Raw genomic sequence first — 21,942 nt, forward strand, 5'->3', positions numbered from 1 at the left:
TTCCTGTTATTAGCTAATTTCTTGAGATCCATATAAATTTCTGATCGATTTCTATTGTAAATCTGAATTTTTCACAGATAGAGTTGTTAGTTATAATGATGCCAGGAACAAATCGGATGCTTAATTCGGGTATCAATGACAAGACAAAATCATATTTGTGCAAAAGGGGGATTATTCATGGCCAAATTACTCACAGCTGCTCAGGCGGGCACAGTTGAATCATCAGATATTCTTATAATGCTGGCTCCGGCTCAGGCAGGGACAGGAATACAGGTGGAGCTAGTCAGCCCTACTCTTCAGCAGTATGGTGAACATATTAAAAATTTGATTGTGAAGACAGCATCTGCCCAGGGGATACAAGATGCAATCATACACGCAAACGAAAAGGGTGCTCTGGATTATACAATAGAGGCTCGGGTAAAGACTGCTATTCAGCGAGCCCTGGGCGAGAGGGGATTTTAATATGAGTAAGGAAAGGCTTCGCAGAACAGTTATGTACGCAGCCGGGAATAATCCCGGGCTAATACAGAATGCGGCTATTTATGGAGCTGACAGCGTAATATTCGATGTGGAAGACTCTGTATCGGTTGCAGAAAAGGACAGCGCCCGTCAACTGGTCTATCATGCGCTGAAATCTCTCAAGTTTCCTTGCGAAATAGGGGTACGGATCAACCATATCAGTACTCCTTGGGGCTATAAAGACTTAGAGTGTTTATTGCCTGCTAAACCGGATTATATTCGGCTGCCTAAAGGGGAAAGCGGAGATGAAATTCGCGATATAGATAAAATTATTACCAAAGCGGAAGAAGAGTGCGGGTTTGAACCGGGAAGCATAAAAATTATGGTTTCAATTGAAAGTCCGAAAGGCTTGCGTAATGCCTATGAGATTGCTTCAGCAAGCCCCAGGATGATCGCTATTGCCATTGGCGGTGAAGATTTTGCCGCATCGCTGAAGACAGCAAAGACCAGGGGAAATACCATAACAGGCGGCAGAGAGCTTTATGTGGCGCGCAGTATGATCGTATTCGCTGCCAGGGAAGCAGGCATTCAGGCTATAGACTCGGTATTCTCCGATATGCGAGATGAAGAAACACTAATCAATGAAGTTGCGTTAGTCAAGGAATTGGGCTTTGATGGTAAATCCTGTGTAAATCCTCGCCAAATTGATATTATTCATCAGGTTTTCACTCCCTCTGATAAAGAAATTAATTATGCGCATCGAGTTCTTAATGTATTTAAGGAAGCGCTGGCCAATAATTCCGGTGTAATCGCTCTGGATGGAAAAATGATTGATATGCCTATGGTTATTCGAGCTGAGCGTGTATTAGCGATTGCCAGCGCAGCCGGTGTTTACCAGAAGGAGGAAAATATATGATTAATGCAGCAGGAAGGGAAATCCCGACTAGCATACAAGGTTATAAAAATATAATACCCTACGCGAGTCCATTTGCAACTCATCCGGTAGCGGATGCGCGTAAAGCAGGCCCTAAATTGAAAGCGATATATCCAGGCACAAACAAACTACTGCAGTCAATTGAGGAAGCGATCGAAGCATCCGGGCTGCGGGATGGGATGACTATTTCCTTTCATCATGCCTTACGCAATGGCGATTATGTGATGAATGCCGTTATTAAAGCAATTGCCCAAAAAGGCATCAGAGGACTTACGCTGGCGCCCAGCTCTTTTTTGGATACAAATGATGAACTCATACCTTATTTCCAGCAGGGAGTACTGGTTAGTGCGCAAACGAGTGGACTTAGAAACAAACTGGGACAGTTCCTTACAACAAATAAAATCGGCACACCGACAATTCTTCGTACTCATGGCGGCAGGGTCCGTGCTATTGAAAGCGGCGAACTGAAGATTGATGTTGCTTTTATTGCGGCTCCGGCCTGCGATACCTACGGGAATATTAACGGCGTTGACGGACCTGCTGCCTGCGGTTCCATGGGATATGCAATGGTGGATGCACGCATGGCTGATACGGTTGTTGCCATTACGGATAATTTAGTGGACCATCCGATTTGCCCGGTAAGCATTCCTCAGCATCAGGTTGATTTTATTGTCAAGATCGATTGCATTGGTGATCCCAAAGGTATTTCCACTGGTGCGCTGCGTTTAACATCCAATCCGCGTGATCTGCAAATCGCAAAACTGGCTGCGAAAGTAATTGAGCGTGGCGGCTATTTCAAAGAGGGATTCGGTATGCAATTGGGCGCAGGGGCAGCTTCTGTTGCGACTGGTAAATATCTGAGAGATGTTATGATCCGTGATAAGGTAGCAGCAAGCTTTGCTATCGGGGGCATAGTCGGCCCGTTCTGCGATTTACTGGATGAAGGATTAATCCGTACGCTATTTGATGTGCAAAGCTTTGATGCCCGCACAATCCAATCCATTCGTGATAACCCTAGGCATCAGGAATATGACTGCACCTTTTATGCTAATCCGTGGAATAAGGGACCAATGGTCAATAAACTGGACTATGTCGTTCTAGGCGCTACTGAAGTAGATGTGAACTTCAACGTAAATGTAATGACTGACTCCAACGGAATTATGATGGGCGCTCTTGGCGGTCATCCCGATGCTTCAGCGGGAGCTAAATGTACGATTATCGTGGCTCCGCTGCTCAGAGGACGGTTGCCTATGGTCACTGATGCCGTACAAACCATTTCTACACCAGGCGAGACGGTAGACGTGATTGTTACAGATCGCGGCGTTGCGATAAATCCGAAGCGTTCTGATTTAATTGAAAATCTAAAAGGATCGGGATTGCCGCTTATGACAATCGAGCAGCTTCGTGATATGGCTTATGAGCTTGGCGGTAAACCAGAGCCTCTAAAAATAAGCGATGAAATTGTAGCAGTGGTAGAATATCGCGATGGTACAGTACTGGATGTAGTTAAGCGTCCCTTGCTGTAGTTAGTAAATTACCCCATTATAAGGGCAAATGATACCTTATAATGGGGTAATTTGTTAGTTAAGAGATTAGGATGCAGCTTGCAGAAAGGAGACAGGTCGTGGTGTGGAGTGAGTACGAAATTGAAGTTGTAAACCTGAAAGATGCCAACCGGTTTCGTCAAATAGAGGCGTTTTTAGCGGAATATGAGTTGTCTTTTGATGACAGCGTTGAATATACAATAGCAGTACGCCGAAGTGAAGAAATTGTCGGTACCGGATCGTTTTCCGGAGAGATTTTGCGCAATATTGCGGTTAGTGAGAAAGAACAAGGTGCAGGACTTACTTCGTTAATTTTGTCCAGTCTGATGCAAGAGCAGGCAAGACGGGGCCGAATGCATTACTTTATTTTTACTAAGCCAGCGAAAGCACATTTATTTACTAATCTTGGCTTTACCGAAATAGCCCGGGATGAGCTTTATACCTCTCTCCTGGAAACAGGGTTAGGTTCAATTGAAAAGTACTGCTCAGCTGTTGTGCAGCAGGCTTCTTCTATTCGGGGCAAACGGGCGGCAGTCATCGTCAATTGCAATCCCTTTACCAAAGGGCATCAGGCCCTAATCCGAAAAGCCGCCGGAGAAAACGACGGAGTGGTTGTGTTCGTTGTGAGTGAAGATCAGTCGCTGTTCCCCTTTGCAGATAGAATAAAGCTAGTCCGGGAAGGGGTTGCCGATTTAACGAATGTTGTAGTAGTTCCTTCAGGAAAGTATATGGTATCTTCCGCGACCTTCCCAACCTATTTCACACGGGAAGAAGAGCAGGTAATAGCGCAGACACGGCTGGATGTGAACCTGTTTGCAACTCAGATTGCCCGCCGTATTGGCATTACCAAGCGATATATCGGGGAAGAGCCTGAGTGTCCGGTTACCAATGCATATAACAAAGCAATGCTCGATATCCTCCCTCAATACGGTATTGAGATTAGTGTGATAAAACGTATTGAAATCGACGGTGAAGTAATTAGCGCCTCGAAAGTACGTGATTTGATTAGGTTGAATAAATGGGAGGAAATTAAAAAAATAGTTCCTGATACTACGTATAGCTATTTAGTGGCACCTGAAACGAAATTAGTTTTAGAAAAAATACGCCACTCCCATTCACGTCATTAAAAGAGTTAGGAGCAAGGACTATGCAACAACTACAGTCACAGCGTGTGAGCCTTCAACATATTCTCGATGCTAAAGAAAGACGGGCTCACATGCAAGCGGAATTACGTTCCTGTTATAGAGCCTCCGTTGTCAGCATTACAGTAAATATGCCTGGAAATGTAAAATATAATGATGATACGGTAACTCTTGTATATAAGGCACTGGATGCTGTGAGGACTAGTATTAAAAATAGTGGATTTATATTGCTGGAGGAGCGGATTTATTACTGCTTTACCGGCCCTGTTGCACTTATAGCCGTTAGCGGCGATGCAAGCAAATTAAAATCAGCTGCAGTATCGATCGAAGAGGAACACGCATATAGCCGTTTGCTGGACATTGATGTTTTTGATGAAAGCGGTCAACAGATTAATCGCAAGAATCAGGGCCTGCCGTCCCGTAGATGTTTAGTTTGCGCTGAGACGGCCGTGAACTGCATGCGGGCACAAAGGCATTCGCCGGAAGAAGTACTGAAAGTCGTAAGGGAAATGATATTGCAGCATCGGGCTGAACAAGCAGGCAGTTTGCCAAAAGAAGTTGAGATCATTGCCGGTGCTGCATTAGAGGCTATGCTGTTTGAAGCAGCCTGTGCGCCTGCTCCCGGATTGGTGGATCGCTTTAATTCGGGTGCGCATGATGATATGGATATTTTTACGTTTATCAGAAGCAGCCGTGCGCTGGTTCCTGCAATGGAGCGATGTGCGATTGCTGCATGGAATCACAGCGGCCCAAGGGAAGAATTGCTTCCTATCCTGCGCTATATAGGCACAGGAGCGGAAAAGGCAATGTTTGTAGCAACGGAAGGCATAAACACGCAAAAAGGACTTTTGTTCTTGCTAGGGATAGTTGTTGCGGCAGCTGCATTAGCAGTTAAGGAACATCGAGGCAATTTGTCAGTGGAGAATATTCTGGCAAACGTTGCGGGTATATGCAGCGGAATCGTAGCAAGTGATCTGGAAATCTTGAAAATTCAGTTGCCTTCCCGCCAGTTATCGGCAGGCGAAAGACTCTATCTCTCTTATGGTACTTTGGGGATAAGAGGAGAGGTTGAAAAAGGCTTACCTTCTGTAGCAGCCGTTGGACTACCGACCTTACATGATGCGCTAAGCAAAGGACACTCCTTAAATGATGCTCTCATCCAAACGTTACTTTCATTAATGGCTGAAACTGAAGATACGACAATATTGAATAGGCATGATTACGCTGTTCTAAAATCAGTTCAGCTTGATGCAAAGCATTTGATGAAATTAGGCGGGATGGTTACCGAGGCAGGAAGGCGAGAAATTGCGCTATTAGATCAAAGCTACGCTATGCGTAGAATCAGCCCTGGTGGTTCAGCTGACCTGCTGGCTGTGACATACTTTTTGTACGCAATTGAAAAGAGCTTAAAAGTATAATGGATATTGGACAACTAGAATATTCGTAGAAGTTCAAGGTATAAAAGTTTTTATAGAGCAGCAACCTCGCAGCGTGAGCTTATGACAAAGACTGTAGCTGCGGGTTTAGGCGTAGCGTTATTGCCAAGTCAAATCTGTCGTGGGATCAACCCTGATAGGATAATTTCTCTGCCTATTGCAGACAGGATAGAATGAGTGCAAGAAATAAGCATATATAGTGCTCCTTCTGCTGTATAGAATACTTTGAGTATAAGAAAGGAAGTTTTAGGCTTGTAAAATACAATGTAGCGATGAAGTGTATTCTTGCTAAGAATAAGCAACCTACCTACTCTTACTAACGAAATCTAAAATACTGCGAATAGGCGTGTAAATAAGCGAAAACCAATCCAAATGAAGCCTGCTTTTTAATAATCTGCCGTTTTAAAGGTTCTTTACTTTAACATATTAAAGTAAAATAGGAAATGAAGTTATATTTTGCGGTGGGAGTGATAAAGACATGAGAAAAGTTATGTCGTTTATATTGATTGGGTTGTTGGCAATGACGTTGCTGGCAGGCTGCGGAGGGACTGAAAAAAAGAAACTGGTTGTTGGTCTGGATGATAATTTTCCGCCAATGGGCTTTCGCGATGATAAAAATACGATAGTTGGTTTTGATGTTGATATGGCGAAAGAAGCGGCAAAACGGCTGGGTATGGAAGTCGAATTTAAGCCGATTGACTGGAACAGCAAAGAGGCTGAACTGAGCAGCAAGCGCATTGATATGCTCTGGAATGGACTGACGATTACGGAAAAACGGAAACAAAATATTTTATTCAGCAGTCCTTATATGGAAAACCGTCAAATTATTATTGTAGCTGCCGGTTCTGCCATTAAGTCCAAAGCCGATCTGGCAGGTAAGGTAGTGGGGGCTCAAGATGGCAGCAGCAGCGTGGAAGCTGTTGAAAAGGATGCTGACACTTTAAAGTCATTTAAAGAATTTAAGAAATTTCCGGACAATGTAGCTGCATTGATGGACTTAAAAACAGGACGGTTAGATGCGGTAGTTGTCGATGAAATTGTCGGCCGCTATTATACAAGTAAAAAATCAGGGGAATATGCTATCCTCACAGAGCATTTCGGTTCAGAGGAATATGGTGTAGGACTTAGAAAAGAAGATAAAGAGCTGCAGACAAAACTGCAGAAAGCGCTGGACGACATGAAAAAAGACGGAACATCTGCCAACATTTCGAAGAAATGGTTTGATGCCGATATTGTAAAATAAAACCAGGAATCACGGGAGTATAAAATGGAGTACATACAAGTAATTATAGGTCCCATGCTGGAAGGAACGGTAGTAACCCTGCAAATGTTTTTTATAACGCTGGTGCTTTCTCTGCCGCTCGGCTTATTGCTGGCATTAGCCCGGATTTCGCGCTTTAAAGCGGTCAGTGGTACTGTAGGTGTTTATATTTGGCTCATGCGTGGTACACCGCTGATGCTGCAGCTATTATTTGTGTACTATGGCTTGCCGTTTATTCCTTATATCGGAATAAAACTGCCTGATTTTCCGGCGGCATTAGTGGCTTTTACCTTAAATTACGCCGCATATTTTGCCGAAATATTCCGGGCAGGTATCCAATCTATTGAGAGAGGCCAATATGAAGGTGCAAAAGTGCTGGGGATGTCGTATGTCCAGACTATGCGGCGCATTATTCTGCCTCAGGTGATTAAACGGGTCCTGCCGCCCATCAGCAATGAGACAATTACGCTGGTAAAAGATACATCGCTCATTTACGTTTTAGCAATGAATGATTTGCTGCGCACTACACGGTCTATTGTGCAGCGTGACTTTGATACAACTCCCTTTCTGGTGGCTGCCGTTTTCTATCTGGCAATGACGTTCGTGCTTACCTGGATATTCCAAAGGCTGGAGAACCGGTATGCCGTGTATGATGAATAGGAGAATCATAACGATGATACAAATGAAGAAGATATACAAAAGTTTTGCACAAACAGAAGTTTTACACAATGTTTCTCTGTCTGTGCAAAAGGGTGAGGTTGTTGCTGTAATTGGACCTTCCGGCTCCGGGAAAAGTACATTGCTGCGCTGCTTAAGCCGCTTGGAAGTAATTGACCGTGGGAGTATTAGCGTCGGGGGAGAAGTACTGGCAGCCGATAGTCCCGGGGGAAAGAGCCAGTATGCAGCCGAGAATGAGGCACGGCGGATTTGCCGTAAAATGGGCATGGTATTTCAGCATTTTAATTTATTTCCTCATTTAACTGTTTTGGAGAATGTGATCGAAGCGCCGCAAGTAGTGCAAGGTCTCAGCCGGGAAGCAATTACACCGGAAGCAGAGCTGCTGCTTCGTAAAGTGGGCTTGCTGGAAAAGAAAGACGCTTACCCGTCGCGTTTATCGGGTGGTCAGAAACAGCGAGTGGCGATAGCCCGGGCATTAGCTATGAAACCGGATATTATGCTGTTTGATGAGCCAACCTCAGCACTTGATCCTGAATTAACGGGCGAAGTGTTAAAAGCCATGCGGCAGCTGGCTGAAGAGCATATGACGATGGTAGTAGTTACTCATGAAATGGCCTTTGCTCGTGAAGTTGCTCACCGTGTTATCTTTATGGATAAAGGTGAGATCGTTGAGGAAGGAGCGCCCCAATTATTATTCAACTCCCCCCAGCATCCGAGAACGCAGGCATTCTTAAATAGTGCGCTATAAAAAACGGTATTCTCAGGCTGCGCCTGGGAATACCGTTTTTTATATTAATAGCTTCTAGCTGCCAGCCGCCGCTGTTGGGCGCGGGCAAAGACCGATAATACATAATTAATCACAAAGTATGTGGCAGCGATCGCAGCGAAGATGGCAAATACCTGAGCGGTGGTACCATACTTGCCCATGATAATCATCCCTTTGCCGGTAAGTTCTTCAATACCGACAGCCCAGACAAAGGAAGTGTCTTTAATAACGGTAGTTGTTTGTGACATTAAGGGGGGAATCATGTTGCGAAAGGCCTGCGGCAGAATAACGTAAAGCAGTGTTTGTATATAGGTTAGCCCTTGTGAACGAGCGGCTTCCCATTGTCCCTTATTAACCGAATTCAAGCCACCACGGACGATTTCCGCGACAATAGCAGAGGTGAATACCGTCATTGCCAGTATCCCGGCGTTAGAAGGCTGAAGGTTGGTCATAAAGCGCGCAGCCAGTATAAATAGCAGGGTTGGAATATTCCGGACTACTTCAATATACAGCGCTGCTATTTTACTGAACACAGCATGGTTCGAAAACCGGGCTACTCCCAGTATAGTACCGAAGAAGATGCTGAGAATGATAGAGAAGAAGGCAATTTCTAACGTTACCAGTAAGCCATCGAATAAGAACAAGGCGAGCTCCGGCTTCAAAAGTTCCTGTATCACAGCGACACCTCCATGCGGCGCTCCAAGCGCCTAGCATAAGCTGCCAGCGGATAACATATAGCAAGATACAGCAGTCCGGTAACGACATAAGCCGGACCATAGTGCAAATTGGTGCTTGCCCATGAATCAGCGTGATACATCAGATCACCACCCGCAACCATGGCCATAACAGAAGTATTTTTGATGAGACTTACTGCCTGGTTGGTCATAGGTGGAAAGACAACCCGTTTGGCCTGTGGCACAATAACGTACCGCATAGAACTCCAAAAGGTAAAGCCCTGTGATTGAGCGGCATCCATCTGCCCTCTCGGGACTGCCTGTATGCCTGCTCTAATAATTTCGGCAATGTAAGCTCCGTGATAAAAGCCCACGCCTAGAACACCAACTGAGAAAACTGGTAACATAATGCCTAAATGAGGTAAGCCGTGATATAAGAAGAAAACTTGAATAACTAAGGGGGTGTTTTGAATAAATTCGACATAGCACCGGTTAACCAGTTGGCATATTTTCGAGGGCGCCGAACCGATAACTCCAAAGATAACCCCCAGGGCCAGCGCTAATGCCAGCCCGAGGATCGACACAATAATAGTGGTGAGAAATCCCTCAGCGAATACCGACCAGTCTTGGGCTAACGCCAGCCATTTAAAGCCGGCAAAAGGACCGGACACTATTTCAGACCCCACTTTTGAATGAGTTTGTCGAGTTCACCGGATTTCTTCATGTCGCTGAGTGTGTCGTTTACCAGCTTCGCTAAAGCGGTATTGGATTTTTTGGTTGCCACGCCGTATTGCTGAGGGCTGAAGCGTTCAGATAGGATGGTAGTAGAGTCATCCAAATAGCCAAAGAGAATGGCAGTATCAACACTGAAGGCATCAACGCGGCCTGAATCGAGAGCAGCCTTAATCTCGGGATAAGTGCCGAATTCCAGGAAAGTAACTTTAGCGCCTACTTTATCCGCTTCTTCTTGAACGGCTTTTTTACTTGTTGCGCTTTGGGCAACACCAATCTTTTTGCCATCTAAACCTTTAAGATTTGTTATGCCGGAAGCTTTTTTTACAAGAAGGCCTACACCGTCGATGAAATAGGGGTCAGAGAAGTTGTAAGTCTGCTTGCGCTCTTCCGTAATGGTAAATGTAGCAATAACCATATCGACCTCACCGTTATCCAGCAAAGGACCACGGGTTTTAGCAGTTACGCCTTGCACATCAATTTTAGTTTCATCGCCAAGAATTTTTTTGGCAATTACTTTTGTCAGATCAATTTCAAAGCCTTCTACTTTGCCGCTTTGCGGATCTTTGTAACCGAATTTGGGAACATCGACTTTTACGCCTGCTTTTAATACACCTCTGTCTTTAATTGCCTTAATATCGGCGGCAACCGCGTCTTTGGGTGCCTCCGCTTTCTGCGTGCTGCCGCCGCAGCCGGCAGTGATCAAGGTAAATGCCAGTACCGCAATAAGTGCCAATAGGCCAGTCTTTTTCATGTAAAATCCTCCCCGTTATACGTGTTTTTAATTAATGCAATATCCGACTCAGGAAAAGCTTGGTTCTCTCGTGTTCTGCATTTACAAAGAAATGCTCGGGAGTACCTTGTTCGATAATTTGGCCGCCGTCCATAAAAATAACCCGGTCAGCCACACGGCGGGCAAAGCCCATTTCGTGGGTTACAACAACCATGGTGATACCTTCATTTGCCAAATCAACCATGACGTCCAGAACTTCATTAATCATCTCGGGGTCGAGGGCGGAAGTGGGTTCATCGAACAGCATAATTTTCGGGTGCATATTGAGTGCTCTGGCAATCGCGACCCGCTGCTGCTGACCGCCGGATAGCTGCGAGGGATAGGCATTGGCTTTTTCTTTCAGACCAACCCGTTCCAGAAAAGCCATTCCCGTCTCTTCAGCCGTTTTTTTGGCAACTCCTTTAACGAGTACGGGGGCCAGCGTGAGATTTTCCAGTACCGTTTTGTGAGGATACAGATTAAACTGCTGGAAAACCATAGCGGCAGATTGACGGATTTCATTAACGGCGGCATTGGCTGCCATAATATCGGTGCCGTCGACAATCACTTTACCGCTGCTCGGACGCTCCAATAAATTCATGCAGCGGATCATGGTGCTCTTGCCGGAGCCGCTGGGACCGATGATGACCAGTTTTTCACCTGATTTTACTGTGAGATCAATGTCTTTTAAGACATGCAGGTGGCCAAAATGCTTGTTTACGCCTTCCAGATGAATCAATTGATCATCTCCTTTCCGAATAATACACAATGCCGCTCAAACGCACTGCACAAGACAGTGTATTTGAGCGGCATTGCTCATTCATCAATTTTAACTTGTATGTACACATTGTAAAGAAAAAATATGTTTTTGGCAAGGACTAAATGTAACAAAAAACGAAAAAATGTTAAATTGTACATCGTTTATGTAAAAACACCGTATTTTGTCAAATGATAAACTCGGTGCCGGTAGACATTTTACGGCAGGATTTACTTCGGTAAAAACCGAATATCAACGTAATATAAAACTAGTGCAAGAAGAAAGTAGGCAGAGCGAAGGTATGATGGAAAGAGCGCAACAATTACTAAAGCAATATTATGGTTATGATCAGTTTCGGCCCGGTCAGGCCAAAGTGATTACCAGTTTGCTTGAACAAAAAGATACGGTAGCGATCATGCCGACGGGCGCAGGGAAATCGCTGTGCTTTCAACTGCCTGCCTTGCTGCTTCCGGGAGTGACGGTTGTTATCTCCCCGCTTATATCTTTGATGAAGGATCAGGTTGACAGTCTTAACAATCAGGAGATACCGGCAACATTTATTAACAGCTCGCTGGCCCTCTCGGAAGTGAACCGGCGGCTCTATAATGTACGGGCAGGCAGGTATAAGCTTATTTATGTTGCCCCTGAGCGCCTGGAAACGGAATTCTTTCAGTCGGCGCTGCAGGAACTGCCAATCAGTATGGTTGCCATTGACGAAGCTCATTGTGTTTCCCAGTGGGGACATGATTTTCGGCCAAGCTATCGTTCGGTCAGCACTTTTATTGCCGGCCTGCCTGTCAGGCCTGTGATTGGTGCTTTTACCGCAACGGCAACACCGGAAGTAAAGGCGGATATTTGTCAGCTGCTTTCGCTGGAACAGCCTGATGTTCATGTAACCGGCTTTGATCGGAAAAACTTGTCTTTTGCAGTGCTTCGAGGTGAAAATAAACAAGATTTTATTATTAATTATGTCAAGGCTAACAGTAAACAAACTGGCATTATTTACGCCGCTACCCGGCGTGAAGTTGATAGCATTTATGATCTGCTCCGCAAAAAAGGGTTTGCTGCCGGAAGATATCATGCAGGTCTCAGCGATAATGAACGCAAGAACGAGCAGGAAAAGTTCATTTATGATGATGTTCAGGTTATGGTTGCTACCAACGCCTTCGGCATGGGGATCGATAAATCCAATGTCCGGTATGTCCTGCATTATAACATGCCGCGCAATATGGAGTCGTATTATCAGGAGGCGGGCCGCAGCGGCCGTGACGGCTTGCCGGGGGAATGCATCCTGCTTTATGGTGCCCAGGACGTGATGCTGCAAAAGTTTTTAATTGATAAGTCGGTCGAAGCACCGCAGCGCAAACAGCATGAACTGGGAAAATTGCAGGATATGGTTGATTACTGTCATACTCCTGAGTGTCTGCGCTATTATATTCTGCGTTATTTCGGCGAGCGGGTAACGGATGATGACTGCGGTAACTGCGGCAATTGCAATGATGACAGTGAACGTGTGGATATTACGATTGATGCTCAGAAGGTCTTTTCCTGTGTTTACCGGATGAGGGAACGTTTTGGCATCGCGCTTGTCGCTGAAGTGCTAAAAGGGTCGAAAAATAAAAAGGTCCTGCAGTTTGGGTTTGATCAGCTGCCTACGTATGGTCTGTTCGCTGAACGGACCCTGCAGGATATTAAAACCCTGATTCAGCGGCTGGTTGCAACAGATTATCTCGCGCTGACGGAAAGTGAATATCCGGTGGTGAAGCTGGCACCGCCCGCTATCGCCGTTCTCAAAAATCAGTCTAAAGTATGGCAGAAGGTCGTCGTTCAGCAGCAGCGGCAGGCTGACGATAGCTTATTCGAGTCATTGCGCCAGTTAAGGCGGCAAATAGCCGAACGGGATAATGTACCCCCCTATGTGGTGTTTGCCGATAGTACTCTTAAAGAGCTGAGCGAGCAGTGCCCCGTTGATGAACCGCAATTAAGGCTGATCAAAGGAATTGGTGAAGTAAAACTTAAAAAATACGGTGCAGAGTTTTTAAACGTTATCCGTCAGCATCAACTGGGGTAAAAGTTAAAACCGGTGTTCCACATTGCTGGAACACCGGTTTTTTAGCTGCTGCCGGAAAACTTACAGGAATCCCGAATAATGAGCTGTGGTTCAAGAATGACTGCAGTAGGATCAAGGGTAGAACCCTCAATTCGTGAATACAATAAACGCGCGGCGTGGGCGCCCATCATGCGGGGGAAGGAAGAGACCGTCGTTAACTTGGGACTGAGGATTGCGGCCTCCGGAATATCATCAAAGCCTACTATCGCCATGTCCTGGCCTGGACAAATACCTGCATCCTGCAGCTTCATCATCGCTCCAATTGCAATTGTATCGTTATAACAAAAAATAGCGGTAGGACGGTTAGGCAGCCGGAGGAGTTTCTCAATTGCATCAATACCCCCCTGACGGGTAGCGGGGCTTTCAATAATCATGGCAGGATCAATGGGGAGCCCGGCTTGTTCGAAAGCCTTGTCATAACCCTGTTTACGCCCCTGCCACGATGAAAGCTGGGAATAACCGCCGATGAAAGCAATACGGCGATGCCCCTTGTGAATGAGATAGTCAACCGCAATCCGGCCGCCCATTATGTTATCTACACCGACATAATCACATTTGGCCTCAGGGAGTCTGCGGCCCACCAGAACGACAGGAATCCCTAGCTGTTCAATGCGATTAATCGGTTCGCTGGGACTGCCGGGTACTGCGGACAGGATGATGCCTCCTACCCGGTGTTCCAGCATAGTAGAGAGCAGACGCTCCTGGATGGACTCGGAATCGAAGGTCGTTCCTAAAATAACCGTTTGCCCGAATTTATCCAGCTCCTGATGAATGCCCACAAGTAATTCCGAGTAAAAAGGATTGGCGAGCTCCATAATGATTAATCCCACGGTTGTGGAAACCTTGGAACGCAAATTAGCAGCAACGCGGTCGTATACATAACCTAATTGCTGCATAGAGGTAAGAACTTTTTCGCGGGTAGATTCCGTAATATGCTTGCTGCCGCGCAGTACCAGTGAGGCGGTAGCCCGGGATACGCCGGCATGTTTCGCGACATCCTGTAATGTAATATGTGTTTTTTTCTCTAATTTCATATGATCACCTGATACTACAAAGTTACCATAAATAATGAAATCACGGGGACGGGTAAGCCTAAATAACGCTAAATCCAGTATAAGATAAGGACAGGGGACTGTCAATGAAGGCGATTTTAATCCAGAGTACCATAATATTCTGAGGTAAAAATGTGAAGTAATTCACATATAGTCTGATTATACTATATTTTAAAAATAGTCTGCAAATAGTTATTGACAATGGGCGAGGGCGGATACTATACTTTCATTAGATCGATCTAATGAAAGTTATCTTACCCTATTTTTTATACAAAGTTGCTTCGCCTGAATTGCCAAAATACCATACATTTCGTAAGCCAGACAAACTATAATAGACTAAGAAGGTGAGTAGCACGTTCGAATTATATTTAGAGAAACCTGGGATGATCAAAATACGTGAAGCGGCACAACGGCATGCACTTGCCGCAAATGATGTGAGAATTAAGGTTAGCTATGGTGGCATATGCGGGTCTGATGTGCGTGTTTATAAGGGCACGATCAGCTATGCCCAGTATCCGCTCCGGCCAGGGCATGAAGTGATTGGCACTGTTGTTGAGGCCGGTGAGAATGTGCAGCTAAAAGTTGGCACTAAAGTGGTTGTCTACCCTAATACCTATTGCGGTGAATGTGAATTTTGCGCAGGCGGCAAAACAAATATCTGTATTCATAAAAAACCGTTAGGAGTAGCGGTAGACGGTGTTTTTGCGCAGGAAGTTGTTCTGGACGCAAAATATATCATGCCAGTACCTGAGGAGCTGCCTGATGAAAGAGCAATCCTGATTGAGCCGTTTGCCGTAACGGTTCACGCTTTGAAAAAGGCGAATATCACTAAGGGAACCACCGTGGCGGTAATCGGCTGTGGTACGGAAGGTCTGCTGTCGATTGCTCTGGCACTTTACCAGGGCGCGGATGTTACGGTCGTTGATATTAACCCCGTCAAACTGGCACTGGCCAGCAAGCTGGGGAATGTACAGACCCGCCTGCCGGCAGAAGTAAAGGATGAAGTATTTGATGTGGTGATTGAAGCCGCGGGGGTGAAAGATGCCATTCAGCAGGCTATGGCTGTTGTAAAGCCTGGCGGGGTTATGGTGCCGTTAGGCATAACCATGGATACAGTTCATTTATCTCCTATTCATATTGTTCGCAACGAGATATCAATTTTAGGCTCAATTATCTATACTGTTGAAGACTTCGCAGATGCGATTGCGCATCTTCAAGATCCTGCTTTGTTTGTAGAACCAATCATTTCTAAGATTTGGGCGTGTGATCGTTACCAGGAAGCTTTTGATGACGCATTATCAGGCGATTATGCCAAGATCATAGTAAAGTTTGATTGAAAATGGCGTAAGGGGGGCTGGTCATGATTACCTAATAAGCGTATAACGGTGCCAACCAGTTGAGAAGTAAGTTACTAATAAAAAGAGGGGCGTATAAGGAATGAAAAAGTATCTTACACTGATAAGTTTAGCAATCATAGCCTGTTTGCTGCTGGTCACCGGTTGTTCTTCGCAGACGCAATCGGGGGAAAAAAAAGACGGCACCAAAGTGATGAAGCTTGGAATTGTAACGAATAAAGACCGGTCGCTTACCAAAGGACTACAAAAGTTCGCCGAATTAGTAGAAAAAGAATCGGGCGGAACGATTAAAGGCGAAGTATTTTCTGATGGTGTGTTAGGCGGAGACCGCCAGGTTCTGGAGGCTTTGCAGATGGGAACGGTCCACGGAACTGCCGTCTCCACAGGTGTTGTTGCTGCATTTGCGCCACGCTTTGATGCTTTTGATCTGCCTTTCTTATTTAAGGATAAGGCGACGGCCTATAAGGTGTTCGATGGTCCAATCGGGCAGGAAGTACTGCAGGATCTGCCCAAATCAGGGTTAATTGGCTTGGCTTACTGGGAAAACGGCTTTCGGCATTTGACGAATAATAAGCGTGAAGTGAGAACGGCAGAAGATATCAAGGGCCTTAAAATCCGGACGCTGGAAAGTAAAGTTCATGTGGAAACCTGGAAAACACTTGGCGCTAATCCGACTCCGATGTCTTTTTCTCAACTCTATACTGCTTTGGAGCAAGGCGTTGTTGACGGTCAGGAAAACCCTTACGGCAACGTAGTAACGAGCAAATTCAATGAAGTGCAAAAATACCTGACGAATACCGGTCATGTTTATAATGCCAATGTATTTATCGTTAGTAAGGTTTTTTGGGATTCTCTCACCGATAAGGAAAGAGAGGCAGTGAAAAAGGCTGCAGAAGAATCAAAGACTTATCAAAGAAAGCTGAATGAAGAAGAAGATCAGTCGAGCGTGAAATACCTTACGGAAAAAGGTATGAAAATCAATGATCTGAATGCTGGTGAAAAGGATAAAATTATGCAGATGCTTGAGCCTATTTATAAACAAGTGAGCACGGCTATTGGTGGGGACTTGGTTGACAGGCTGGTGAAAGCGGCAAAATAGCCGGAGTAATAATGGGAAAATGGGAGGGTTCTTCAAAGACATTCTTTCTGGGAGAATTCTCCTTTATTAGCACCTCCTAATTAGGATCAATCAAGAGCAATGGAGGAAATGCGAATGAAAAAATTAGCGAGAATGGAATCTACCTTTAATGGAATAATGGCCCTGTTTTTAGCACTTATGGGTCTTTTAATTTTTACGAATGTAGCTTTGCGTTATCTTTTTAATTCCGGCTTGACCTGGGCAGAAGAATTATCACGATTCCTGTTTGTCTGGACAGTGTTTCTGGGAGCTATTGGCGCTTTGAAGGACAACAACCATTTAGGATTTACTTCGCTGGTGCAAAAACTATCGCCAATTGGTAAGAAAGTCTGTTTTATCGTGAGTAATGTACTTGTACTGGGCACTCTCTGGGTTCTTTTTCAAGGCAGTCTGAAGCTGACGCTGATGACATCGCATACGCTTTCACCAGCTACCGGGTTACCCTTGTCCTATATGTATGTCATTGGCATTATTTCCAGTGTGGGGATGTTCCTGGTTGTCTGCTGTAATATCTACCGGGCCATTTTTGTGAAAGGTGCTATTGAACGGCTGGTCGTATTAAAAGAGTCAGAAGAGGAAGTCAGCATGGAGAATACTATAAAAGGAGAAATCACCCAATGACGGTAGCGGTATTTGTCTTCTCGCTGTGTGGTGCTATGGCACTGGGGATGCCTATTGCATTTGCGCTGCTGGTTTGTGGTGGGGCGCTGATGCTTCATCTTGGCATGTTTGATACGCGGATTCTAGCCCAGAATCTAATAGTAGGCGCAGACAGCTTTGCTTTAATGGCAATACCTTTCTTTATTCTTGTTGGTGAATTGATGAATGCAGGCGGGATATCCAAGCGAATTATCGGCTTTGGCTTGGCGCTTGTTGGCCATATTCGCGGCGGTTTAGGCTATGTAGCGATCATGACGGCGTTTATCTTTGCCGGCTTGTCGGGTTCGGCAGTGGCTGATACGGCTGCCCTTGCGGCAATTATGGTTCCCATGATGGCTGACGCAGGCTATGATAAAAGCCGTTCCGCTGCTTTGATTGGCGCAGGGTCTATTGTTGCTCCAATCTTGCCGCCCAGCATCCCGTTTATTATTTTTGGCTCGCTTAGTGGTGTGTCCATCATGAAACTTTTTATGGCCGGCCTTTTTCCCGGCTTGGTGATTGCTTTAAGCCTGGCAGCTACCTGGTGGTATATGGCAAGAAAGAAAAGTGTAAAAGTATTTGAACGCAAATCGTTTAAAGAAATTGTAATCGCTTTTAAGGATGCCATCTGGGCACTGATCCTGCCTATTCTCATCATGGTCGGCATTAAAGGCGGCGTTGTTACTCCTACGGAAGCAGCTGTTGCGGCGGTATTTTATACATTGTTTCTCTGTTTTGTCGTTTACCGGGCTTTAACGGTCAGCCAGCTGTACCATATTCTCATTTCTGCCGCAAAGACGACGAGTGTTATTCTGTTTTTGATTGCCGCAGCGATGGTATCATCCTGGCTTATTGCCATTGCCAATATTCCCGCAGCCATTACCGGCTGGCTTTCCGCTTACATGGACAGTCCGCTGCTATTAATGATTGCCATTAATATTCTGGTTTTTGTTGTTGGCACAGCGATGGATTTGACGCCTACCGTGCTTATTCTTACGCCGGTGTTAATGCCGATTGTTCTGAAGGCGGGCATTGATCCGGTGTATTTCGGGGTAATCTTTATTTTAAATAATGCAATTGGCCTACTGACGCCGCCGGTTGGCACGGTATTGAATGCAGCCTGCGGTGCAGGAAAAGTGCTGATGGATGATTTAATGAAAGATATTATGCCTTTCCTGATTATTGAAACAGTCGTTCTTATTCTGGCAATTTTATTCCCAGAGCTTGTTCTTGTACCTATGCGCTGGCTGCTGGGGTAATAGAATCTAGTATTCGGGCAAAATGCCGGTATATGGCACACTGGTTACTTAGCGATGTAGTAGTCAAAAATTAGATCGATCTAATGAAGCTTTTACAGGTAATTCAGCGTACTTTAGCAGGAAATAGAATGGGGGAGGAACCAACATGAGAGATCTGGTGTCCAATCAGTTGATCAAATATCTGGAGAGAAGAGGAATTAAACATATCTTTGGCTTATGCGGCCATACGAATATCGCTGTCCTGGCAGCATTGTCCCAAAGTAAAACTATCCGTTTTATTAATGTGCGTCATGAACAGATTGCTGCCCATGCAGCCGATGGCTATGCCCGGGTGACGAAAAAGGCTGCTGTAGTGCTCAGTCATCTGGGGCCAGGCCTGACTAATGCCGCTACCGGAGTTGCCAATGCCGCCCTTGATTCCATTCCCATGGTAGTCATTGCCGGCGATGTTCCCTCGCATTACTACGGCAAGCATCCTCACCAGGAAGTCAACCTTCATGCTGATGCAACGCAATGGGAAATCTACCGTCCCTTCGTTAAGCGGGCTTGGCGGGTTGAACGGCCGGACCTTTTTCCGCAAATCCTGGAAAAGGCCTTTGCTCTGGCTGAGTCCGGACGTCCTGGTCCTGTACTTGTTGATGTGCCGATGGATATCTTCTCGATGGAAATTGAAACTTCACTGTTTACCTGTCTGGATCGCAATGCCAAAATCATTCAAAAACCCTCTCTGGATGAAGACGCTGCCTGTGCTATTGTCAAAACTTTGGCTGATGCAAAAAATCCGGTGATTTATGCGGGTGGTGGTGTTATTCTGGCAGATGCTGCCCAAGAACTCAAGGAGTTCGTTGATCATTTGGGTATCCCTGTTGCCCACAGCCTTATGGGCAAGGGGGTTCTGCCGGACGATCATCCGCTTACCCTGGGAATGACCGGTTTTTGGGGGACAAAGTTTATCAATGATAAATGTCGTGAGGCCGACTACATCCTGGGCCTGGGCACCAGCTTTAAAGAAGCGGACTGCAGTTCCTGGTATCCCGAATATACCTTTGATTTCTCCACTACCCGCCTTATTCATATTGATATTGACGCAAGCGAAATTGGCAGAAACTATCCAGTGGAAATTGGCGCTGTTGCTGATCTGAAGCAAGCCCTGACTGTATTAAACCGTGTAGCGAAAAAGTTGTACCCTGCCGCCAGGGAAAATCAAGCTCTTAAAGCGCAAATCAGTGCTTATCGCAGTGAGTTCCAGGCAGGTAATAAAGACCTGCAGGAAAGTGCGGCCTTCCCGATGAGTCCGCAGCGTATTCTGGCGGATGTGAGGGAAGTCCTGCCGCGCAACGGTATCATTACCACTGATGTGGGCTGGAATAAAAATGGTGTGGGCCAGCAATTCCCGATTTATGAGCCTGGTTCCATTCTTACGCCTGGTGGTCTGGCCACCATGGGATTTGGTTCACCGGCAGCTTTGGGGGCTAAGGTCGCCGCTCCTGACCGAGTTGTTATCTCGCTGATCGGTGATGGCGGTTTCGGCCAAAACCCTGCAGTGCTGGCTACTGCGGCAATTGAAAATATTCCGGCTATCTTCGTGATTATGAATAACTATGCCTTCGGGACCATTGCCGGACTGGAAAAAGCGCATTATGACACCACGTTTGGCACGCTCTTCCTCCGGGATGGAGAACCCTACTCACCGGATTATGCCGCAATCGCCCGGGCTTATGGCATTGAGGGCGTAAAAATCAGCTCGGCCGAAGAGTTCAAGCCCGCACTTAAAAAAGCAATTGAAGCGAACAAACCTTATGTACTGGATGTGTCGATGATTAACAATCCGGTACCGACAGCCGGGCACTGGAATATCATGGACATTTACTCACCCGGCAAAAAAGTGCATCACGTAAGTACCAGCTGAACCGACCGTACCGGAGTAAAAAAAGAAAATCCGGGAAGGGGGAAAATCATGACACACCAGTTTTCACTGGCTCATCTCACGGTATTGGGGTGTGCGCCGCCGGAGATGACCTATATAGCAGCCCGGGCTGGCTATGACTTTGTCAGCTTTAGGCCAATCTTCTTCGGTCTGCCAGGTGAGCCGAATTACGCCTTGGGAGAAAATAAGGAGCTTCTCAGGCAGACCAAAACCGCGCTTGCCGATACGGGAATCAAGCTGCTGGATATTGAGCTGGCAAGGATTTATGACGGCGTTGACCCCAAAAAATATCTGCCTGCCTTAGAAGCTGCCGCCGAACTTGGCGGACGTCATGTGTTGAGCAGCATCTGGACGGAAGATCGCGGCTTTGCTGTAGAACAATTTGCCCAGCTGTGCGAACTGGCCAAAGGCTTTGGATTGACGGTTGATCTGGAGTTTGTTACCTGGGCAAGCGTAGCAACCCTGCAAGAGGCAATTAATGTCCTCAGGGATGCTAAGAGCGATAATTGCGGAGTGATAGTAGATACCTTGCACTTTCATCGTTCCCGCGTGAAGCTGGAAGAACTGGATAGCTTGCCGCGCGAATGGGTTCATTTTGCCCATCTTTGCGATGCACCGGCCGACATACCGGGTACGAAAGAAGAACTGATTCATACCGGGCGGGAAGAACGCTTGTATGCGGGCGAAGGAGGAATTGATATTGCCGCTATTTTGAAACGACTGCCTCCTGTTCCCTATTCGATTGAGTTGCCTCATTTGGCGAGGGTGAAGGAGCTGGGCTATGCCGAGCATGCCTGGCGCTGCCTGCAAAGGGCCCAAACCTACTTACAGACTCAGGCGGCAAAATCGGATGCTCAGGCGAAAAACGGAGCGTACGCACTGATGACCAATCGTGGTTCTAATTTAGCGTTCTAACTAAAAAGTACAACAGTGTAAGGCCGCCTGCTATTGAGTTTTTCAATGGCTGGCGGCCCTTGTCTTTTTGAAATTTTAGTTAAAGTGCAATAAAGATTTGAGTACTTTTGTGTGTATAATGTTGACAATGATTAACAGTATTGCTATGATATTGCTAATATAGGTAAAAATGATGATGGAGATAAGTAGGTATTGGATACTGATCCAGAGAGCCGGTGGCGGGTGTGAACCGGTCAGTCCGATAGTGAAATACACTCTTGAATTGCAGGCTGAGCCGGACGTTGCCTGTCCGGGGTAGGCTGAGCCGGCTGCCGTCGTTATACGGCTATGATATCGGACGTTGTTCCTGTATCTGATAAGAGGCGCAAGCAAGCAGGGTGGTACCGCGGGTA

20 protein-coding genes and 1 other annotated feature (1 of these 21 only partly in view) are annotated in these 21,942 nt (G+C 46.0%); of the genes, 15 read left to right on the top strand and 5 right to left on the bottom strand.

The features are described from left to right. The first annotated feature begins 177 nt into the window (after positions 1–177). The 8 genes from citD (at position 178) to EV210_RS07260 (ending at position 8,202) form a co-directional block, all read left to right on the top strand. Positions 178–462, top strand: coding sequence for a citrate lyase acyl carrier protein (citD, locus tag EV210_RS07220; RefSeq protein WP_132077799.1), 285 nt, complete (start codon positions 178–180; stop codon positions 460–462). 1 nt (position 463) lies between these two features. Next, on the top strand, positions 464–1,375 hold the full coding sequence (locus EV210_RS07225) for an HpcH/HpaI aldolase/citrate lyase family protein (RefSeq protein WP_132077802.1): 912 nt from the start codon (positions 464–466) through the stop codon (positions 1,373–1,375). Beyond that, positions 1,372–2,919 (top strand): citrate lyase subunit alpha, encoded by a 1,548-nt coding sequence (gene citF, locus EV210_RS07230; RefSeq protein WP_132077805.1) that lies wholly within the window; start codon positions 1,372–1,374, stop codon positions 2,917–2,919. The genes EV210_RS07225 and citF overlap by 4 nt, the downstream gene beginning before the upstream one ends. A 98-nt stretch (positions 2,920–3,017) precedes the next feature. Continuing rightward, a complete protein-coding gene (gene citC, locus EV210_RS07235; RefSeq protein ID WP_243650465.1) occupies positions 3,018–4,064 on the top strand; it encodes a [citrate (pro-3S)-lyase] ligase in 1,047 nt (348 codons plus the stop codon). A 20-nt stretch (positions 4,065–4,084) separates the two neighbouring features. Beyond that, on the top strand, positions 4,085–5,497 hold the full coding sequence (citX, locus tag EV210_RS07240; RefSeq protein WP_132077811.1) for a citrate lyase holo-[acyl-carrier protein] synthase: 1,413 nt from the start codon (positions 4,085–4,087) through the stop codon (positions 5,495–5,497). A 496-nt stretch (positions 5,498–5,993) separates the two neighbouring features. Next, the gene (locus EV210_RS07250; RefSeq protein WP_132077814.1) at positions 5,994–6,758 is read left to right on the top strand and encodes an amino acid ABC transporter substrate-binding protein; all 765 of its coding nucleotides are present in this window, start codon (positions 5,994–5,996) and stop codon (positions 6,756–6,758) included. A gap of 24 nt (positions 6,759–6,782) precedes the next feature. Next, positions 6,783–7,436, top strand: coding sequence for an amino acid ABC transporter permease (locus EV210_RS07255; protein ID WP_132077817.1), 654 nt, complete (start codon positions 6,783–6,785; stop codon positions 7,434–7,436). A gap of 7 nt (positions 7,437–7,443) precedes the next feature. Next, the gene (locus EV210_RS07260; protein WP_279388498.1) at positions 7,444–8,202 is read left to right on the top strand and encodes an amino acid ABC transporter ATP-binding protein; all 759 of its coding nucleotides are present in this window, start codon (positions 7,444–7,446) and stop codon (positions 8,200–8,202) included. 44 nt (positions 8,203–8,246) lie between these two features. Here the strand turns inward: EV210_RS07260 and EV210_RS07265 are convergent, their stop codons facing one another. From EV210_RS07265 to EV210_RS07280, 4 genes are read right to left on the bottom strand one after another with little or no spacing between them, the layout of a single operon-like run. Next, positions 8,247–8,897: an amino acid ABC transporter permease gene (locus EV210_RS07265; RefSeq protein ID WP_132077823.1), complete on the bottom strand. Its 651-nt coding sequence runs from the start codon at positions 8,895–8,897 to the stop codon at positions 8,247–8,249. After that, positions 8,894–9,565: an amino acid ABC transporter permease gene (locus EV210_RS07270; protein WP_132077826.1), complete on the bottom strand. Its 672-nt coding sequence runs from the start codon at positions 9,563–9,565 to the stop codon at positions 8,894–8,896. Before EV210_RS07270 ends, EV210_RS07265 begins: the two co-directional genes overlap by 4 nt. Beyond that, positions 9,565–10,380 (bottom strand): transporter substrate-binding domain-containing protein, encoded by an 816-nt coding sequence (locus EV210_RS07275; RefSeq protein ID WP_132077829.1) that lies wholly within the window; start codon positions 10,378–10,380, stop codon positions 9,565–9,567. The genes EV210_RS07270 and EV210_RS07275 overlap by 1 nt, the downstream gene beginning before the upstream one ends. Before the next feature lie 31 nt (positions 10,381–10,411). After that, complete coding sequence (locus EV210_RS07280; RefSeq protein WP_132077832.1) at positions 10,412–11,137, bottom strand: amino acid ABC transporter ATP-binding protein; 726 nt, start codon at positions 11,135–11,137, stop codon at positions 10,412–10,414. Between the two features lie 319 nt (positions 11,138–11,456). Between EV210_RS07280 and recQ the strand changes: the two genes are divergently transcribed. Next, positions 11,457–13,226, top strand: a complete 1,770-nt coding sequence (recQ, locus tag EV210_RS07285; RefSeq protein ID WP_132077835.1) for a DNA helicase RecQ — start codon at positions 11,457–11,459, stop codon at positions 13,224–13,226. 41 nt (positions 13,227–13,267) lie between these two features. Here the strand turns inward: recQ and EV210_RS07290 are convergent, their stop codons facing one another. Continuing rightward, entirely contained in the window at positions 13,268–14,299 is a 1,032-nt protein-coding gene (locus EV210_RS07290; RefSeq protein WP_132077838.1) for a LacI family DNA-binding transcriptional regulator, read from the bottom strand. A 401-nt stretch (positions 14,300–14,700) separates the two neighbouring features. On the opposite strand from EV210_RS07290, the gene EV210_RS07295 reads away from it, so the two are divergent. The 6 genes from EV210_RS07295 to EV210_RS07320 all read left to right on the top strand — a co-directional run bounded on the left by EV210_RS07295 (position 14,701) and on the right by EV210_RS07320 (position 21,550). Beyond that, on the top strand, positions 14,701–15,654 hold the full coding sequence (locus EV210_RS07295) for a zinc-dependent alcohol dehydrogenase (RefSeq protein ID WP_132077842.1): 954 nt from the start codon (positions 14,701–14,703) through the stop codon (positions 15,652–15,654). A 100-nt stretch (positions 15,655–15,754) separates the two neighbouring features. Next, entirely contained in the window at positions 15,755–16,771 is a 1,017-nt protein-coding gene (locus EV210_RS07300; RefSeq protein ID WP_132077845.1) for a TRAP transporter substrate-binding protein, read from the top strand. A gap of 114 nt (positions 16,772–16,885) precedes the next feature. Next, positions 16,886–17,431 carry a TRAP transporter small permease gene (locus EV210_RS07305; protein ID WP_132077848.1) on the top strand — a complete coding sequence of 182 codons (546 nt, stop codon included), beginning with the start codon at positions 16,886–16,888 and terminating at the stop codon, positions 17,429–17,431. After that, the gene (locus EV210_RS07310) at positions 17,428–18,708 is read left to right on the top strand and encodes a TRAP transporter large permease (RefSeq protein WP_132077851.1); all 1,281 of its coding nucleotides are present in this window, start codon (positions 17,428–17,430) and stop codon (positions 18,706–18,708) included. The genes EV210_RS07305 and EV210_RS07310 overlap by 4 nt, the downstream gene beginning before the upstream one ends. Positions 18,709–18,853: 145 nt before the next feature. Continuing rightward, on the top strand, positions 18,854–20,617 hold the full coding sequence (locus tag EV210_RS07315) for a thiamine pyrophosphate-binding protein (protein WP_132077855.1): 1,764 nt from the start codon (positions 18,854–18,856) through the stop codon (positions 20,615–20,617). A gap of 48 nt (positions 20,618–20,665) precedes the next feature. After that, positions 20,666–21,550 (top strand): sugar phosphate isomerase/epimerase family protein, encoded by an 885-nt coding sequence (locus tag EV210_RS07320; RefSeq protein ID WP_132077859.1) that lies wholly within the window; start codon positions 20,666–20,668, stop codon positions 21,548–21,550. 163 nt (positions 21,551–21,713) lie between these two features. Continuing rightward, positions 21,714–21,942, top strand: a binding site (T-box leader); it runs 17 nt beyond the window's last position.

Source organism: Anaerospora hongkongensis (assembly GCF_004339805.1).
GTDB lineage: Bacteria > Bacillota > Negativicutes > Sporomusales > DSM-15969 > Anaerospora > Anaerospora hongkongensis.

Bases quoted from the DNA above. Each gene is read 5' to 3' on its own strand.
- citD (WP_132077799.1), top strand. From the start codon at position 178: ATGGCCAAATTACTCACAGCTGCTCAGGCGGGCACAGTTGAATCATCA.
- EV210_RS07225 (WP_132077802.1), top strand. From the start codon at position 464: ATGAGTAAGGAAAGGCTTCGCAGAACAGTTATGTACGCAGCCGGGAAT.
- citF (WP_132077805.1), top strand. From the start codon at position 1,372: ATGATTAATGCAGCAGGAAGGGAAATCCCGACTAGCATACAAGGTTAT.
- citX (WP_132077811.1), top strand. From the start codon at position 4,085: ATGCAACAACTACAGTCACAGCGTGTGAGCCTTCAACATATTCTCGAT.
- EV210_RS07250 (WP_132077814.1), top strand. From the start codon at position 5,994: ATGAGAAAAGTTATGTCGTTTATATTGATTGGGTTGTTGGCAATGACG.
- EV210_RS07255 (WP_132077817.1), top strand. From the start codon at position 6,783: ATGGAGTACATACAAGTAATTATAGGTCCCATGCTGGAAGGAACGGTA.
- EV210_RS07275 (WP_132077829.1), bottom strand. From the start codon at position 10,380: ATGAAAAAGACTGGCCTATTGGCACTTATTGCGGTACTGGCATTTACC.
- recQ (WP_132077835.1), top strand. From the start codon at position 11,457: ATGATGGAAAGAGCGCAACAATTACTAAAGCAATATTATGGTTATGAT.
- EV210_RS07290 (WP_132077838.1), bottom strand. From the start codon at position 14,299: ATGAAATTAGAGAAAAAAACACATATTACATTACAGGATGTCGCGAAA.
- EV210_RS07295 (WP_132077842.1), top strand. From the start codon at position 14,701: ATGATCAAAATACGTGAAGCGGCACAACGGCATGCACTTGCCGCAAAT.
- EV210_RS07300 (WP_132077845.1), top strand. From the start codon at position 15,755: ATGAAAAAGTATCTTACACTGATAAGTTTAGCAATCATAGCCTGTTTG.
- EV210_RS07305 (WP_132077848.1), top strand. From the start codon at position 16,886: ATGAAAAAATTAGCGAGAATGGAATCTACCTTTAATGGAATAATGGCC.
- EV210_RS07310 (WP_132077851.1), top strand. From the start codon at position 17,428: ATGACGGTAGCGGTATTTGTCTTCTCGCTGTGTGGTGCTATGGCACTG.
- EV210_RS07315 (WP_132077855.1), top strand. From the start codon at position 18,854: ATGAGAGATCTGGTGTCCAATCAGTTGATCAAATATCTGGAGAGAAGA.
- EV210_RS07320 (WP_132077859.1), top strand. From the start codon at position 20,666: ATGACACACCAGTTTTCACTGGCTCATCTCACGGTATTGGGGTGTGCG.